This is a genomic window from Gryllotalpicola kribbensis (assembly GCF_039538245.1).
Taxonomy (GTDB): Bacteria; Actinomycetota; Actinomycetes; order Actinomycetales; family Microbacteriaceae; genus Gryllotalpicola; species Gryllotalpicola kribbensis.
In genome coordinates this window covers 30,227-46,768 of the sequence record NZ_BAABBX010000016.1, presented here as the reverse complement: position 1 = coordinate 46,768, position 16,542 = coordinate 30,227, and the positions used below count along the sequence as shown (strand labels likewise).

Sequence of the window (16,542 nt, the reverse complement as noted above, 5' to 3'; positions counted from 1 at the left end):
GGGCCCGACCCGTTCGGTTCTACTGAGCTCGCGCCGTTCTTCCGAAGACTCCCCGGTGATGGCCGGATCAATGTCGATGCCAACAAGTCTACCGATAGACTGTGCAGACATCCCACACTCAGGCACCCTCTGACGCGGTGCCGCACACAGCGAAGACGAGGCCCTCTGACATGACTGCGATCCCTGACAAGCCGGCACTGGAAGGCCTCGAAGCCAAGTGGGGTGAGGTCTGGCGCAGCAGCGGCACGTACTCCTTCGACAGGAAGGCCGCGCTCGAGGCATCCGATCGCAGCTGCATCTACTCGATCGACACGCCGCCTCCCACTGCGTCGGGCTCGCTGCACATCGGCCACGTCTTCAGCTACGCGCACACCGACGTGGTCGCGCGGTACCACCGCATGCGCGGCAAGACCGTCTTCTACCCGATCGGGTGGGACGACAACGGGCTGCCCACCGAGCGCCGCGTGCAGAACTACTACGGCGTGCGCTGCGACCCGTCGCTGCCCTATCGGCCGGACTTCCAGCCGCCCTACGAGGGCGGTGACAACAAGTCGAGCCGCGCCGCCGATCAGGTGCCGATCTCGCGCCGCAACTTCATCGAGCTGTGCGAGCGGCTCACGGAAGAGGACGAGAAGCAGTTCGAGGAGCTGTTCCGCCTGCTCGGGCTGTCGGTCGACTGGGCCCAGACCTACCGCACCATCGGCCCCGAGTCCATTCGCGCTTCCCAGCTCGCGTTCGTGCACGGCGTGGAACGCGGCGAGGCCTACCAGGACTGGGCGCCCACGCTGTGGGACGTGACCTTCCGCTCCGCCGTCGCGCAGGCGGAACTCGAGGACCGCGACCAGCCGGGCGCCTATCACCGCCTCGCCTTCCACGGCGCAGAGGGCGACGTCTTCATCGAGACCACCCGGCCCGAGCTGCTGGCCGCGTGCGTCGCGCTCGTGGCGCACCCCGACGACGAGCGCTACCGGCCGCTGTTCGGCACGACCGTGCGCACGCCCATCTTCGACGTCGAGGTGCCGGTGCTCGCGCACCACCTCGCGCAGGCCGACAAGGGCACGGGCATCGCGATGGTCTGCACCTTCGGCGATGTGACCGACGTCACCTGGTGGCGCGAGCTGCAGCTGCCGACCCGCGCGATCATCGGCTTCGACGGTCGCATCGTCGCCGAGGCGCCCGAGGCGATCACCTCGGAGGCCGGCCGTGACGCGTTCGCACAGCTCGCCGGCCTCACCGTGTTCAGCGCCAAGAAGACCATGGTCGAGCTGCTCACCGCCTCGGGCGAGCTCATCGGCGAGCCGAAGCCGATCCAGCACCCCGTGAAGTTCTACGAGAAGGGCGACCGCCCGCTCGAGATCGTCTCGACGCGCCAGTGGTATGTGAAGAACGGCGGCAAGGACGACGCGCTGCGCGCCCGCCTCATCGAGGCCGGCCGCGAGCTCGACTGGAACCCCGACTTCATGCGCGTGCGCTACGAGAACTGGGTGAACGGTCTCGCGGGCGACTGGCTGATCTCGCGCCAGCGCTTCTTCGGCGTGCCGATCCCGGTCTGGTACCGCGTCGACGAGAACGGCGAGACCCAGTTCGACCAGGTGATCCTGCCCGAGCCTGCACAGCTGCCCGTCGACCCCTCGTCCGACGCGCCGACCGGCTTCGACGAGTCGCAGCGCGGCCAGGCCGGCGGTTTCGTCGGCGAGCTCGATATCATGGACACCTGGATGACGTCGTCGCTCACCCCGCAGATCGCCGCCGGGTGGGAGCGCGACCCCGAGCTGTTCGCGGCCCTGTTCCCCTTCGACCTGCGCCCGCAGGCCCAGGACATCATCCGCACCTGGCTGTTCTCGACCGTGCTGCGTGCCGTGCAGCAGCACGACTCGCTGCCCTGGCGCCACGCGGCGATCTCGGGCTTCATCGTCGACCCCGACCGCAAGAAGATGTCGAAGTCGAAGGGCAACGTGGTCACGCCCGCCTCGATCCTCGAGCAGCACGGCTCGGATGCCACGCGCTACTGGGCCGCGTCGAGCCGCCTCGGCGCCGACGCCGCGTTCGACATCAACAACCCGACGCAGCTCAAGATCGGCCGCCGCCTCGCGATCAAGGTGCTCAACGCCGCGAAGTTCGTGCTGGGCTTCGAGTCCACAGAGGGCGCCGAGATCACCGCCGAGCTCGACAAGGCGATGCTGCGCGAGCTCGCGAAGGTGGTCGCGGACGCGACGGCGGCGTTCGAGTCCTACGACCACGCCCGCGCGCTCGAGGTCACCGAGACGTTCTTCTGGACGTTCTGCGACGACTACCTCGAGCTCGTCAAAGAGCGCGCACACGGCGCCGCAGGTGCCGCCGGCCAGGCATCCGCGGTCGCCGCGCTGCGCCTCGCGCTCAGCGTGCTTCTGCGCCTGCTCGCACCCGTGATCCCGTATGCGACGGAGGAGACCTGGAGCTGGTTCAACTCCGGCTCGGTGCACACCGCGGCGTGGCCGGAAAGCGAAGAGCTGGCCGCCGGCGGCGAAGGGCCTGCCGTGCTCTCTGTCGCGAGCCAGGCCCTGGTCGGCATCCGCCGCACGAAGACCGACGCCAAGGTGTCGCAGAAGACCCCGATCACCTCGCTGACCCTGACGGGCACTGACGAGCAGCTCGCGGCGCTGCGGCTCGCCGAAGACGACCTCAAGGCCGTCGGGCGCATCGCAGCGGTCGAATACGCTCCGGGCGAGTCCGTCACGGTGCGTGGCGCCGAACTCGGAGATCTGTCCTGACCAGGACAATTCGCGCTATGGTCACCACGGGAGGGGTGCTATGACCGTTTCAATCCGAGAAGCTCGCGACAGCGACTTCTTCCCCTGGCTCAGTCTGTATGAGGAATACGCGTCCGAGCGCGGGGTCGAGTTGACCGAACGCCGGGCTCTGCAGCTGTGGACCTGGCTCTCCGACCCGCACCATCCCGAGACGTCGCTCATCGCTCTCGGCGAGGACGGCGGGGTCACGGGGCTCGTGCACTTCCACGCGTTCCCGCGCCCGCTGCTCGGCGAGACCGGCGTGTTCATCGACGCGATCCACGCGAAGGACGACGGTGTCGCCGACGAGCTGTTCCGTGCCGTGCGCGACGCGGCGACCGCGCAGGGCGCCGGCGTGATCCGCTGGAGCCAGGTCGAGGGCGAGACGCTGCCGCGTGCGCTCGCGGAGGCCGGCGGGAACGCGGAGAGCTCGGCCTACATCGAGCTCCAGACCGCGCCCCAGCCGGCCTGACCGGGGCCTGCCGCATCATGCAGCTCGGAACCCGCTGGCCGGTCGGCGCAACCGCGCCCGCAGCCCTTCCCGACGTGGTTCGCGCGGCCGTGAAGGCGGTCGAAGAGGAGCTGGACGCCGATGGCGTCGACGCGTCGACCTGGCGCTGGACCCTCACCTGGCTTGAGCGGAAGCCCGTCGTCGAACTCGACGACGGAACCGTCATCCGTTACAACCCCGACAGTGAGACCGCCACCATCACCTCGAACGATTTCGAGGCCGAGGAGGGCTGACGGGCAGCCGCCGGCCGCACCGATAGGGTGGCGACATGACGACGGATGCCGCGAACCCGCTTCTGACCGCCAGCACACTCGACTACCGCCTGCCGCCGTTCTCGCAGATCAGAGACGAGCACTACCGGCCGGCGTTCGATGCGGGGTTCGCCGAGCAGCTCGCCGAGATCGACGCCATTGCGCGGAATCCCGAGGCGCCGACGTTCGAGAACACCCTCGTGCCCCTCGAGCGGTCGGGGCAGACGCTGCGCCGGGCCGCGTTCGTCTTCTTCAACAAGTCCTCTGCCGACTCGAACGACGTCACGAACGCGCTCGACGAGGAGCTCGCGCCGCGGCTGGCGGCCCACCAGGACGCCATCCAGCTGAACTCCGCGCTGTACGAGCGCATTCGCGCTGTGCGCGACGGACTTGCGGAGCGCCCCGACCTCGATGACGAGGCGCGCTATCTCGTCGAGCGCTATTTCACCGATTTCACGCTCGCCGGGGCGGGGCTCGACGACGACGCCAAGGCGACGCTCTCCGAGCTCAACCAGCGGATCTCCGGAATTCAGGCGAAGTTCGAGAAGCAGCTGCTCGCCGACACCAACGAGCTCGCCGTGGTCTTCGACGACGCGGCCGAGCTCGAGGGGCTCGGCGACGGCGAGCTCTCCGCCGCCGCGGAGGCCGCCAAGGAGCGCGGACTCGACGGGAAGTATCTCGTCACGCTCGTGCTGCCGACCGGGCATCCCTGGCTGGCGTCGCTCGTGCGCCCCGAGGTGCGCGAGCGCATCATGTCGGCCTCGCGCTCGCGCGGTGCGCGCGACGGCAGCAACGACAACCGGCCGCTCATCCTCGAGCTGGTGCGCCTGCGCGCGCGGCGCGCGCAGCTGCTTGGCTTCGCGAGCCACGCCGACTACGTCACCGCCGGCCAGACCGCGGGCACCGCGGCGAACGTCGCCGACATGCTGGGGAAGCTCGCACCCGCTGCCGCCCGCAATGCCCGCCGCGAGCACGAGGCGCTCGAGCGCACCGCGGGTGCGCCGGTGGGGGCGGCCGACTGGGACTTCTGGACCGAGAAGGTGCGCCTCGCCGAATACGACGTCGACACGGCCGCCCTGCGGCCGTACTTCGAGGCAGAGCGCGTGCTGCAGGACGGCGTGTTCTTCGCCGCGAGCAGGCTGTACGGCCTGAGCTTCGTCGAGCGGCCCGACCTCGTCGGCTATCACCCCGACGTGCGCGTTTTCGAGGTGTTCAATGAGGACGGTTCCCAGCTCGGCCTCTTCCTCTACGACCTCTACACACGCGACTCGAAGCGCGGCGGCGCCTGGATGAACAGCCTGGTCGACCAGTCGGAACTGCTCGGCGAGCCGACCACGATCGTCGTCAACAACCACAACGTGCCGAAGCCCGCCGCGGGCGAGCCCACGCTGCTGACCTTCGACGAGGTGCACACGCTCTTCCACGAGTTCGGGCACGCGCTGCACGGGTTGTTCGGCCACGCCGTCTACCCGCGCTTCTCGGGCACCAGCGTGCACCGCGACTTCGTCGAGTTCCCCTCGCAGGTCAACGAGATGTGGATGCTGTGGCCCGAGGTGCTCGCGAACTACGCCAACCACTACGAGACCGGCGAGCCGATCCCCCAGGACATCGTCGACCGCATCGTCGCCTCTGAGACCTTCAACGAGGGCTTCGCGACCAGCGAGTACCTCGGCGCCGCTCTGCTCGACCAGGCCTGGCACGTGCTCACCCCCGAGCAGGCGGACGCCATCACCGACGTCGCCGCCTTCGAGGCGGCCGCCCTCGCCGAGGTCGGGCTCGACTTCCCACCCGTTCCCCCGCGCTACCAGAGCTCGTACTTCGCGCACACCTTCTCGGGCGGGTACGACGCGCAGTACTACTCGTACATCTGGAGCGAGGTGCTCGACGCGGACACCGTCGAGTGGTTCAAGTCGAACGGCGGCCTCACTCGCGAGAACGGCGACCGCTTCCGCTCGCGGCTGCTCGGCGTCGGCGGCACCAAGGACCCCATCGAGGCGTACGTCGATTTCCGCGGCCGGCGCGCCGAACTCGAGCCGCTGCTGAAGCGCCGGGGCCTCGTCGACTGACCGCGAACGGAATGCGGGGCCGCGGCGATCAGTCGAGGGCGCGGCGCATCGCGAGAACGTCGGGGCGGTCGGCGGCGTCGGTCTCGACGAAGCCTGCGGCGCGATACGCCCGGGTCGCGGCGACGTTCCCGGCGATGACCTTCAGGCCGATCTCGGTCGCCCCGAATGTGCGCGCCTTCCCGAGCGCGAGCTCGACGAGAGGGCGAGCGAGCCCTCTGCCGCGCTCGGCAGGGTCGACGATGACGCGACTGAGCCATGCCGATGCGCCGGTGACCGTCAGCTCGAACTGACCCACCACACGCTCGCCGTCGGCCACGGCCCACGCACTGTGCCCGTCTCGGCTTTCGTACGACCGCAACTGCTCGACCGTGAACGGCCAGCTCGGCTGCGGGCCGGCGAACAGATAGAGCGCCGCGGCATCGGGAACCCAGCCGACGATGGTCGGGCAATCGGCCGCACGCCTGCGGCGCAGGGCGAGACGCGACCCCTGCGCGATCAGGCGGTCTTCTCTTCGCGGCGGGAGGGGCGATGCGGCACGATCGTCGGCGCCGCGTTCGACTCGACCGACTCGCGGGTGATGACCACCCGGGCCACCTCGTCGGTCGAGGGGACCTCGAACATCACCGGCCCGAGCACCTCTTCCATGATGGCGCGCAGGCCGCGGGCGCCGGTCTGGCGCAGCACGGCCAGATCGGCGATCGCCTCGAGGGCGCCCTGCTCGAATGCCAGCTCGACGCCGTCGAGCTCGAACATGCGCTGATACTGCTTCACCAGCGCGTTCTTCGGCACGGTGAGGATCTGGATGAGTGCCTCGCGATCGAGCGGCGTCACCGTCGTGACGACGGGAAGGCGCCCGATGAACTCGGGGATGAGACCGAACTTGTGCAGGTCTTCGGGAAGGACCTCGCTGAAGAGATTGAGGTCATCGCCCTTCGAGTGCAGCGGTGCGCCGAAGCCGATGCCCTTCTTGCCGGCCCGTGCCGAGATGATCTCTTCGAGGCCGGCGAACGCGCCCGCGACGATGAAGAGCACGTTCGTCGTGTCGATCTGGATGAATTCCTGATGCGGATGCTTGCGGCCGCCCTGCGGGGGAACGGAGGCGACGGTGCCCTCGAGGATCTTGAGCAGTGCCTGCTGGACGCCCTCGCCCGAGACATCCCTCGTGATCGACGGGTTCTCGGCCTTGCGCGCGATCTTGTCGACCTCGTCGATGTAGATGATGCCGGTCTCTGCGCGCTTGACGTCGTAATCCGCGGCCTGGATGAGCTTGAGCAGGATGTTCTCGACGTCTTCGCCGACGTAGCCCGCCTCGGTCAGCGCCGTGGCGTCGGCCACTGCGAACGGGACGTTGAGGCGCTTCGCGAGCGTCTGCGCGAGGTAGGTCTTGCCGCAGCCCGTCGGCCCGATGAGCAGGATGTTGGACTTCGCGATCTCGACCTCGTCTGCCTTGACGTCGGCCGGGCCGATGGCGTTGCGGGCCCGCACGCGCTTGTAGTGGTTGTAGACGGCGACGGCGAGAGCTTTCTTCGCGGCGTCTTGGCCGATCACGTACTCTTCGAGGAAGCTGTAGATCTCTTTCGGCTTCGGCAGCTCGAACTCACCCGACGTGCCCGCCTCGGCGTCGGCCATGCGCTCTTCGATGATCTCGTTGCAGAGTTCGACGCACTCGTCGCAGATGTACACGCCGGGCCCGGCGATCAGCTGCACGACCTGCTTCTGGCTCTTTCCGCAGAACGAGCACTTGAGCAGGTCGGCGCTCTCTCCGATGCGTGCCATTCGCTATCTCCTCCAAAAGCACAGTCCCGGTCAGACGTGGGCGGGCTGCCTTGCGTCGAGCCTAACGCGAGGGGCCGACATCGGCAGGGATCTGCGCGATGTCGGCCCCGGAGTGTTACTCGCCGCGCTACTGCGCGATGGCCGCCTGAACCGACTTGCGGCTCGACAGCACCTGGTCGATCAGCCCGTAGTCGAGGGCCTCGGCCGCAGAGAGGATCTTGTCGCGGTCGATGTCCTTGTTGACCTCCTCCTGGCTGCGGTTGGAGTGCTTCGCGAGCGTCTCCTCCAGCCAGGTGCGCATGCGCAGGATCTCAGCGGCCTGGATCTCGATGTCGGATGCCTGACCGTGGCCCGCCTCGCCGATCGCGGGCTGGTGGATCAGGATGCGGGCGTTCGGCAGCGCGAGACGCTTCCCCGGCGTGCCCGCGGCGGTCAGCACGGCGGCGGCCGAGGCGGCCTGGCCGAGGACCACCGTCATGATCTGCGGGCGGATGTACTGCATCGTGTCGTAGATCGCCGTCATGGCCGTGAACGAGCCACCGGGCGAGTTGATGTACATGACGATGTCGCGGTCGGGGTCCTGGCTCTCGAGCACGAGCAGCTGCGCCATGATGTCGTCGGCGCTCGCGTCGTCGACCTGGACGCCCAGGAAGATGATGCGGTCCTCGAAGAGCTTCGCGTAGGGGTCTTGCCGCTTGTAGCCGTAAGCAGTGCGCTCCTCGAAGCTCGGCAGGATGTAGCGCGAGTTCGGCATCTGCAGGCTGTTGCCGCCTGCCATAAAGGTGGGAGTCTCCATTTGTTTCTCTCTCTCGCTCGCGCCTAGGCCTGCTGCTCGGTGCCGCCGCCGCCCGCGACCTCGGTCGCGGTGTCGCGGATGTGGTCGACGAAGCCGTACTCCAGCGCCTCCTGAGCGTTGAACCAGTGGTCGCGGTCACCGTCGGCGGTGACCTGCTCGAAGGTCTTGCCGGTCGCCTCGGCGGTGATCTGGAACAGGCGCTTCTTCATGTCGGAGATGAGCTGCGCCTGGGTCTGGATGTCACTCGCCGTTCCACCGAAGCCGCCGTGGGGCTGGTGCAGCAGCACGCGTGCGTTCGGGGTGATGTAGCGCTTCCCCTTGGTTCCCGCCGTGAGAAGCAGCTGCCCCATCGATGCGGCCATGCCGATGCCGACCGTCACGATGTCGTTCGGCACGAACTGCATGGTGTCGTAGATCGCCATGCCGGCCGTGATCGAGCCGCCGGGCGAGTTGATGTAGAGGTAGATGTCCTTCTTGGGGTCCTCGGCGGCGAGGAGGAGGAGCTTCGCGGCGATCTCGTTCGCGTTGTCATCGCGGACCTCTTCGCCGAGCCAGACGATCCGGTCCCTCAGCAGTCGATCGAAAACACTGGGAGTCAGTGTCGGTTCGGCCATGTGTGATGCTCCGTTTCAGTGAGTAACTTCATCGAATCTATCGGTGGCCAACGCACGGGGCCGGGGCTGTTCGCCCACGGCGCAGGCGTGTCGGGATTCGGGCGATGAGACGACGGATGCCGGGACCATCGGCCCCGGCATCCGGTGTTGCTCGTCGTCGCCGACTACTCGGCGTCGGCCTCGTCAGCCGCCTTCTTCGACGACTTCTTGGCCTTCTTGGCCGGCTTGTTCGCCTCGGCGATGGCCTCGGCCGCGCTCTCGACGGCCTCGTCCTCGGTGGGCTGCGGCTCGGCCTGCAGGATGATGTCGGAGTCGTCCTCGTCGTTCTGCACGGCGGCGAACTCGCTGAGGTCGACCGCATTGCCGGCCTCGTCGGTCACGACGGCCTTGCCGAGGACGATCGAGATCGCCTTGCTGCGCGCGACCTCGCCGACCATCTGCGGGATCTGGCCGTTGTCGGCCAGGATCTTGATGAACTCGTTCGGCTCCATGCCGTACTGGGCGGATGCCTGCACCAGGTAGGACGTGAGCTCGTTCTGGCTCACCGTGACCTTCTCGGCCTCGGCGATCTCGTCGAAGAGGATCTGCGTGCGCAGAGCCTTCTCGCTCGCCTCCTTGACCTCGGCGCGGTGGGTCTCGTCGTCGAGGCGGTTCTCGGCCTCGAGGTGGCGGTGGATCTCGTCCTCGATGACCGCCTCGGGCACGGGGATCTCGGCCTGCTCGAGCAGCAGGTCGACGAGCTTGTTGCGTGCTTCGTTGCCCTGGGCGAAGGTCTTCGACTTCGCGGCCTCGGACTTCAGGCCCTCGCGCAGCTCGGCGATCGTGTCGTATTCACTCGAGATCTGGGCGAAGTCGTCGTCGGCCTCGGGCAGCTCGCGCTCCTTCACGGAGTTCACCGTGACGCTGATCTCGGCCTCTTCGCCCTCGTGGTCGCCACCGAGCAGCTTCGACGCGAAGGTGGTCTCTTCGCCGGCGGTCAGCGAGTCGAGGGCGTCGTCGAGGCCCTCGAGCAGGTCGCCCGAGCCGATCTCGTAAGAGATGTTCTCGGCGCTGTCGACGATCTCGTCGCCGATCTTCGCCTCGAGGTTGATCTGCACGAAGTCGCCGGCCTTGGCGGGGCGGTCGACGGTGACGAGCGTGCCGAAGCGGCTGCGCAAGCGGTCGAGCTCCTCTTCGACGTCGGCATCGGTGACCTCGGACGACTCGACGGTGATGGCGAGCTTGTCGTAGGCGGGAACCGTGATCTCGGGGCGCACGTCGACCTCGAAGGTGACGACGAGGTCGCCGGCGAAGGTGTTGACGTCGGGCAGCGTCACGATGTCGGCCTCGGGGCGGCCGAGCGGCCGCAGCTTGGTCTCGGTGACGGCCTCGCGGTAGGCACCGTCGAGCGAGTCGTTGATCGCGTGCTCGAGGACGGCGCCCTTGCCGACCCGCGTGTCGATGATCGCGGGCGGGACCTTGCCCTTGCGGAAGCCGGGGATGGTGACGTCGGCGGCGATGTGCTCGTAAGCGTGGGTGATGCTGGGCTTCAGCTGCTCCGGCGTGACCGTGGTGGTGAGCTTGACGCGCGTCGGGCTCAGCTGTTCGACCGTGGTGGGCACTGGTGGTTCTCCTAGGTGGATTTGACCCTGTTGTTCAAGGGATATTGCGCGGCAAGTGGTCGGGGCGACAGGATTCGAACCTGCGACTTCCCGCCCCCAAAGCGGGCGCTCTAGCCAAGCTGAGCTACGCCCCGGATGCATGCGATCCGCACGGTGGTACCGCGAGGGGGCGACGGGAATCGAACCCGCGTAATCAGTTTGGAAGACTGAGGCTCTACCATTGAGCTACGCCCCCGAAGGGTGTTCCTCGCCGCCAAAAGGCAGCCTGTTCAGCATACGGCATAGCCCTGGTGCGTTTCGGAGCGAGGCTCAGGCGCAGCTCGCCGGCCGCGCTACGCTCGCCGGCGTGAGACACGTCGTCGCCGCACTGCGATTTCTCTTCAGCGCCCTCATGCTCGTCGCGGTCACGCGCTCGTTCGTCTACGACGCGGCCCACGGCGGCGACGTCTGGCCGTGGGACTGGTTCGGCTACTTCACCAATCAGAACAACCTCGCCGCCGGCTTCGTGCTGAGCTTCGCCGGCGTTCTGCTGCTGCAGGGGCGCCGGCTGCGCTGGCTGGAGTACGCCCGCGGCGCCGTCACCGTCTACATCTTCATCGTCGGCACCGTCTATTGGACGCTGCTCGCACCGATCACCACCCCCGAGATCCCCTGGACCAACGCGATCGTCCACGGCGTCATGCCTGCGTACTGCCTGCTCGACTGGCTGCTCGTCGGCGACCGGGCACCGTTGCGCTACGCGCGGCTCTGGGTGATCTTCCCCTACGCGGTCGTGTGGCTCGGCGTCACGCTCACGCGCGGGGCCACGGACCACTGGGTGCCGTACCCCTTCATGGACCCGGCGACCGGCTACGCCAGCGTGTCGCTGTACTGCGGCGCCATCGTCGTCATCGCCACCGTCGTCGCGCTGCTCTTCTGGGCCGCCAGCCGCTGGCGCGGCGTCCTGCTGCGCGGCTCAGCGGATGGCGTCGTAGCTGAAGCGCCCGGCGACCATCGTCGCGACGACCGGCTGGCTGCGTAGCGCCACCGCGTCCGCCTGCCGCGGGTCTGCGCCGAGCACCACGAGGTCGGCCGGCTGGCCCACCGCGATCGATGAGCGAACGGATGCCTGCACCGCCTGCTCGAGGGAGATCGACTGCTCGTCGTGCCACGGCTCGCGGTCGCCCCGGCTGCGGAAGACAGCGGAGACGATGGCGAGCCACGGGTCGAGCGGCGCCACAGGGGCGTCCGACCCGAACGCCAGCGCTGCGCCGGCATCCAGCAGCCCGCGCAGCGGGAAGGCGTGGCGGCTGCGCGCCCCCCAGTAGCGCTCGGCGATGTCGCGGTCATCCATCGCGTGCTCGGGCTGCACGCTGGCTGTGACCCCGAGTTGGGCGAAGCGGGGAAGATCCTCGGGCAGGACGAGCTGAGCATGCTCGACCGAGCCGCGCGCCCCTGTGATCGCAAAGGCGTCGAGAGCGTGCGACACCGCGTGGTCGCCGATGGCGTGCACGGCGGCGGTCTGCCCCGCCTGCACCGCGCGGCGCAGCAGTGCGGTGAGCTCTTCCGGCGGCACGGTGAGCTGGCCGCGGCTGCGGCCCGCGTCGCCGGCATACGGCTCGCGCAGATAGGCGGTGCGCGTGTTGAGCGACCCGTCGGTGATCACTTTGAGCGGCCCCAGCGTCAGAAGGCCGCTCGTGTCGAGGGCCTCTCCCCCGCCGACGCCGAGCGCGAGGGCGTCGTCGAAGCGCTCGGGGTAGAACGCGGCGGCGACGCGCAGCTCGTCGAATCCGGCGGCGAAGCGGCGCTGCCAGTCCGCGGGCGCGAAGCCCCACTCGAAATCGACGACGCCGACCACGCCGCGCGCGGCCGCCGCCTCGGCCGCTTCGTGTGCCCAGCCGTCGACGGTCTTCTCCGGCACCTCGTCGAGCGCGTCGATCACCGCGAACGCGTCGCGCTCGCGCAGCACCCCGCTCGGGTGCTCATAGAACCCGTGCGCCCTGAGAGCCGCAGAGTTCAGCCACACGGTGTGCAGGTCGGCGCTGATCGCGACCACGCGCCGCTGCTCCCCGGAATCGCCGACCTCGCCGTGATCGAGCGCCTCGTCGAGCAGCTCGAAATGCGGCACGTCCGGCCAGAGCGCGTCGCGGAAGCCGACCCCGACGACGTCGCCGTCGGGGTGGGCGTCCGCGTGTGCCGCGAGCATCGCCGCGGCATCCGCTGCGGACTGCGCATCGCCGAGTTGCACGCGCCGCGACGCGTGCGCCCACTGCGTGAAGTGCGTGTGCCGGTCCCACAGGCCGGGAATCATGACGTGGCCGTCGAGCTCGATGTGATCGCCGATGGTGGGAACCTCGCCGGCCGGCGTCACCGCGCTGATCACGCCGCCCGTCACCGTGACGTCGACGAGCCGCCCGTCGAGCAGTCGTGCGCCGTTGAACGTCACTGTCATCGGATGCCGCCCCTCAAGATCAGGCCTGGTCCTTCGGGCACCAGTAGAGCTTGCGGTTCGCCATCTCGGTCATCGCGATGGGCGTTCCGCACACCCGGCACGGCTCGCCCGTGCGGTGGTAGACCCAATGGCGATCATCGCGCCTCGCCATGGCCCGGCGATAGGCCTCGCCGCTCAGGCCATCCATCGTCATCATCTGGCCGGTGCGCACGCCGACGTCGAGCAGGTGCACCCAGTCGCGCCACAGCGCCCGCGCCGTCTCCTCCGGAACCTTCTTCCCGGGCGTGAACGGGTTGAGCCGCGCGCGGAACAGCAGCTCTGCGCGGTACACGTTGCCGATGCCGCTCACGACGGACTGGTCCATCAGCAGCTGACCGACCGGCTGGTTCGACTTGCGGATGGCCGCGACGACGCGGTCCTCGGCCTCTCGAGAGTCGTCGTTGAGCGGGTCGGGGCCGAGCCGGTCGATGACCTGCTGCACCTCGAACGCGCTGATGGCCTCGCACGCGGTCGGCCCGCGCAGGTCGGCGCACGCGGTCTCGGTCAGCAGGCGCACCCGCACCTGGCCGACGGGCGCCGGCGGGAACTCGAAGTCGGCGTCGTCGTTCTCATTCTCGGACTCGGCCATGTGCAGCCGCGCCTTCCGGGGGGCGCCGATCGAGTGGATGGAGTCCTCGCCATCGCGGTCGTCGAGGTAGTCGCGGTCGGTCTCGAGGGGCGCCGCCTCGGGCAGCTCGGTTCCGCGCTGGTTCGTCTGCCCCATGCGGCCGCCGGCCGACCTGATCGTGGCATCCGTCGTGATCTCGCCGGCGAAGTCCCACGCGCCGTAGAGACCGAGGTGCACGCGCAGCCAGAGCCCGTTGTCGAACTCGAGGAACATCTGCTTTCCGACCGCGGTCGCGCGCGTCATCGTGGCGCCGTCGAGCATCTTCGCGCCGGCGGCGAAGCGCCCCTGCGGGCTCGAGACGGCCACCCGGTGGCCCACGAAGTTGCGGGCGAACTGGCGGGCGATCCGGTGGACGGAGTGCCCCTCAGGCATTAGTGGTCGACGCCCTTGCCGGCGATGTCGCCCGTCTGCTCGTATTCGGCGAGCTGCGCGATGCGCCGCGCGTGGCGCTCTTCGCCGCTGAACGGCTCGGCCACGAACAGGTCGATGAAGCGGATCGCCTCGTCCTCCGTGTGCTGGCGGGCGCCGATCGAGATCACGTTGGCGTCGTTGTGCTGCCGGGCCAGCAGCGCGGTCGAGTCGTTCCACACGAGCGCGGCGCGCACGCCCTTCACCTTGTTCGCGGCGATCTGCTCGCCGTTGCCCGAGCCGCCGAACACGACGCCGAGTGCCTCGGTGCCGGCCTGCTGGTCGTTCACGACCGCCCGGGCCGCGTTGATGCAGAACGCGGGGTAGTCGTCGAGCGCGTCGTACTCGCTCGGCCCGTGGTCGACGACCTCGTGACCCTGCTCGCGCAGATGCGCCTGGATCTTCTGGCTGAGGTCGAGTCCGGCGTGGTCCGTGGCGATGTGGATGCGCATGGCTCTCAGAATATCGGTCACGTGGTGCCGGGGATGCCCGCGCTTAGCACCCGCGTCAGGACGGGTCTGGTCGCCGCGAGGCCTGCCCAGACGAGCCCGATGCCGAGGGCGAGGCACCCGACGATGATCGCGAGCCCGAGCGGCTGCACCAGCAGTGCGTACCCGGTGAGCGGCAGGAGCACCAGCGCCGCGGCGACCGCCGAGCCGATCGTGACGACGAGCAGCGGCGCGAGCACGGCACGGCGGCGCGCCCCGTCCATCACAGCGGCCGGCATGCCGAGCCGGTCGAGGCTCACGTAGAGCGCCCGGCGGTCGAGGATGCCGGCGGCCTGGTTCACGCCGATCGCGCACGCGACCATCGCGAACGACATCGCGAGCGTGAGGATCACCCCGGTGCGGATGTCCGCCAGAAGGAGCCTCGTCGCGGCATCCTCATCACCTGTCCCCTGCGTGAACGCGACCCCGACTCCGGTGAACACGCCGACGAAGCTGACCATCGACAGCGCACCGACTTGGCGCCACGCCGCCTTCGCATCGTCGAGGACCGTGCGCGCGGCGATGAGCCGCGCAGGGGTTTTCGCGCGGGTCAGCCAGCGACGCGCGAAGAGCCGCAGCGCGAGCGGGCCGACGAGGCCCAGCACCGCGAGAACGGCGCCGAACCCGCCGAGCAGAACGGCGACGACCAGGATCAGCCCGCCGATGCCGGCGAGCGCGTTGAGCGAGCTCGAGATCATGACGGCCACGACCAGTACGGCGAAGGCGATCGCGGCACGCAGCCACTTCACCTGCGCGGTCGCAACGCGGGTGCGCACCCCGAGCGGCGTCAGCACGACACCGCGCAGGCCGATCGCGGCGCTCACGGCGCTGAGTGCGGCCACCGCGCCGACGACGGCGAAGAAAACCCACACCGGCGGCCAGATCGCGCCCCCCAGTGCGCGACCGTCGAAGTGCAGCAGGCCGAACAGCGGCAGCGCGGCGAGCGACGCGACCGCGCCGACGAGGGCGCCCGCCAGCGCGACGGCCGTCGACTCGACGACGGTGAGGGCCGAGACGAGTGCCGTCGACGCGCCGAGCAGCCTCAGGCTCGAGAGCCGCTCGTCACGGCGGCGTGCGGCGAGGCGCGCAGCGGCGCCGCCGAGAGATGCGAGCGGGACCACGAGCAGCACCAGCGCGAGCAGGGCGAGAATGCGGTAGGTCGCGCCACCCTGCCCTGGGAAGGTGAAGAAGGCGAACACGCCGCCGGTCACGACCGTCGTGCAGAGCGTCACGACGGCGAAGGCCACGGCGGGCAGCACGACGGTCGATGCGTCACCGCCGGCGCGCCGCGCGAACAGCCGGGCGAGAGCCATGAGGGTCACGACGCATCCCCCGCCCGCACCGACGTCGACATCTCGACGATCGTGCCGTCGGCCATATGCAGCGTGCGATCGCAGCGCGCGGCCACGCTCGCGTCGTGCGTGACGACGACGAGAGCTCGCCCCGACCCGACCGTCGAGGCGAGCAGCGCCGACATGACCTCGGCCGAGGTCACGGAATCGAGCGCGCCCGTCGGCTCGTCCGCGAAGACGACGGCGGGCTGGGATGCCTGGGCGCGGGAGATCGCCACGCGCTGCTGCTGGCCGCCGGAGAGCTCGCCGATGCGCGCACCCACCTTGTCGCCGATGCCGAGGAGGTCGAGAAGGCGACGAGCCTCGGCCTCGGCATCCGCCCGCCTGGCACCGAGCAGCAACAGGGGAAGCGCGACGTTCTCGCCCGCCGTCAACTCGGGCAGCAGCAGCCCCTGCTGGAACACGAAGCCGAAGCTCGTGCGGCGCAGCTCGCCGCGGCGCCGGTCGCTGAGCGCCGCGACGTCGACCGTGTCGCCCACGCGCGAGAACAGCACCTGGCCGGCCCCGGGCGTTTCGATGCCGGCGAGACAGTGCAGCAGCGTGGTCTTGCCGCTGCCCGACGGGCCCATGATGGCGACGGCTTCGCCCGCAGCCACGGTGAGCCCGACGCCCCGCAGTGCGCGGGTGGGCCCGAAGTCCTTGAAGAGGCCGCGTGCCTCGATGAGGTTGTGCATGACGTCGAGCTTTTCGCGGCGCGGATGCCCGGCGCATCGCCCGCGAGGCGGGTTCTGACCGCGCGCCGCGTCATACCTCGGGCCTACCTCAGTCGAACTGGGGTGCCCACGTGAGAGCGCCGTGCCGACCTCCTTGATG

General features: G+C 69.3%; 15 protein-coding genes and 2 tRNA genes. 5 read left to right on the top strand and 12 right to left on the bottom strand.

Annotation, left to right across the window (positions count from 1 at the left end):
* Nucleotides 1-170: 170 nt before the first annotated feature.
* The 4 genes from valS to ABD716_RS12435 are packed head-to-tail and all read left to right on the top strand — an operon-like array spanning nt 171 to nt 5,596.
* The gene (gene valS / locus ABD716_RS12450) at nt 171-2,750 is read left to right on the top strand and encodes a valine--tRNA ligase (RefSeq protein WP_344777351.1); all 2,580 of its coding nucleotides are present in this window, start codon (nt 171-173) and stop codon (nt 2,748-2,750) included.
* A 40-nt stretch (nt 2,751-2,790) separates the two neighbouring features.
* Nucleotides 2,791-3,240, top strand: a complete 450-nt coding sequence (locus ABD716_RS12445; RefSeq protein WP_344777349.1) for a GNAT family N-acetyltransferase — start codon at nt 2,791-2,793, stop codon at nt 3,238-3,240.
* 17 nt (nt 3,241-3,257) lie between these two features.
* A complete protein-coding gene (locus ABD716_RS12440; protein ID WP_344777347.1) occupies nt 3,258-3,512 on the top strand; it encodes a hypothetical protein in 255 nt (84 codons plus the stop codon).
* A 35-nt stretch (nt 3,513-3,547) separates the two neighbouring features.
* Nucleotides 3,548-5,596 carry a M3 family metallopeptidase gene (locus tag ABD716_RS12435; protein ID WP_344777345.1) on the top strand — a complete coding sequence of 683 codons (2,049 nt, stop codon included), beginning with the start codon at nt 3,548-3,550 and terminating at the stop codon, nt 5,594-5,596.
* Between the two features lie 28 nt (nt 5,597-5,624).
* Here ABD716_RS12435 and ABD716_RS12430 read toward each other — a convergent pair whose 3' ends face one another.
* From ABD716_RS12430 to ABD716_RS12400, 7 genes are all read right to left on the bottom strand, one after another.
* Nucleotides 5,625-6,068, bottom strand: coding sequence for a GNAT family N-acetyltransferase (locus ABD716_RS12430; protein WP_344778392.1), 444 nt, complete (start codon nt 6,066-6,068; stop codon nt 5,625-5,627).
* A gap of 23 nt (nt 6,069-6,091) precedes the next feature.
* A complete protein-coding gene (gene clpX / locus ABD716_RS12425; RefSeq protein WP_344777343.1) occupies nt 6,092-7,372 on the bottom strand; it encodes an ATP-dependent Clp protease ATP-binding subunit ClpX in 1,281 nt (426 codons plus the stop codon).
* Nucleotides 7,373-7,499: 127 nt separating this feature from the next.
* Entirely contained in the window at nt 7,500-8,168 is a 669-nt protein-coding gene (locus tag ABD716_RS12420) for an ATP-dependent Clp protease proteolytic subunit (RefSeq protein WP_344777341.1), read from the bottom strand.
* 23 nt (nt 8,169-8,191) lie between these two features.
* Nucleotides 8,192-8,782, bottom strand: a complete 591-nt coding sequence (locus ABD716_RS12415) for an ATP-dependent Clp protease proteolytic subunit (RefSeq protein ID WP_344777339.1) — start codon at nt 8,780-8,782, stop codon at nt 8,192-8,194.
* Nucleotides 8,783-8,946: 164 nt separating this feature from the next.
* Entirely contained in the window at nt 8,947-10,383 is a 1,437-nt protein-coding gene (tig, locus tag ABD716_RS12410; RefSeq protein WP_344777337.1) for a trigger factor, read from the bottom strand.
* 56 nt (nt 10,384-10,439) lie between these two features.
* Nucleotides 10,440-10,517, bottom strand: a tRNA-Pro gene (locus ABD716_RS12405).
* 30 nt (nt 10,518-10,547) lie between these two features.
* Nucleotides 10,548-10,618 (bottom strand) — tRNA-Gly (locus ABD716_RS12400).
* A gap of 111 nt (nt 10,619-10,729) precedes the next feature.
* Between ABD716_RS12400 and ABD716_RS12395 the strand changes: the two genes are divergently transcribed.
* Nucleotides 10,730-11,404 (top strand): Pr6Pr family membrane protein, encoded by a 675-nt coding sequence (locus tag ABD716_RS12395; protein ID WP_344777335.1) that lies wholly within the window; start codon nt 10,730-10,732, stop codon nt 11,402-11,404.
* Here the strand turns inward: ABD716_RS12395 and ABD716_RS12390 are convergent.
* Genes ABD716_RS12390 through ABD716_RS12370 form a run of 5 tightly spaced genes read right to left on the bottom strand, consistent with a single transcriptional unit; the run spans nt 11,339 to nt 16,403 of the window.
* Complete coding sequence (locus ABD716_RS12390) at nt 11,339-12,814, bottom strand: amidohydrolase (RefSeq protein WP_344777333.1); 1,476 nt, start codon at nt 12,812-12,814, stop codon at nt 11,339-11,341. The genes ABD716_RS12395 and ABD716_RS12390 overlap by 66 nt on opposite strands.
* A 19-nt stretch (nt 12,815-12,833) precedes the next feature.
* A complete protein-coding gene (locus tag ABD716_RS12385) occupies nt 12,834-13,853 on the bottom strand; it encodes an Fpg/Nei family DNA glycosylase (protein ID WP_344777331.1) in 1,020 nt (339 codons plus the stop codon).
* Nucleotides 13,853-14,341 carry a ribose-5-phosphate isomerase gene (locus tag ABD716_RS12380; RefSeq protein ID WP_344777329.1) on the bottom strand — a complete coding sequence of 163 codons (489 nt, stop codon included), beginning with the start codon at nt 14,339-14,341 and terminating at the stop codon, nt 13,853-13,855. Before ABD716_RS12380 ends, ABD716_RS12385 begins: the two co-directional genes overlap by 1 nt.
* A gap of 17 nt (nt 14,342-14,358) precedes the next feature.
* Complete coding sequence (locus ABD716_RS12375; RefSeq protein ID WP_344778390.1) at nt 14,359-15,690, bottom strand: permease; 1,332 nt, start codon at nt 15,688-15,690, stop codon at nt 14,359-14,361.
* A 5-nt stretch (nt 15,691-15,695) separates the two neighbouring features.
* Entirely contained in the window at nt 15,696-16,403 is a 708-nt protein-coding gene (locus ABD716_RS12370) for an ABC transporter ATP-binding protein (RefSeq protein WP_344777327.1), read from the bottom strand.
* Nucleotides 16,404-16,542: the final 139 nt, after the last annotated feature.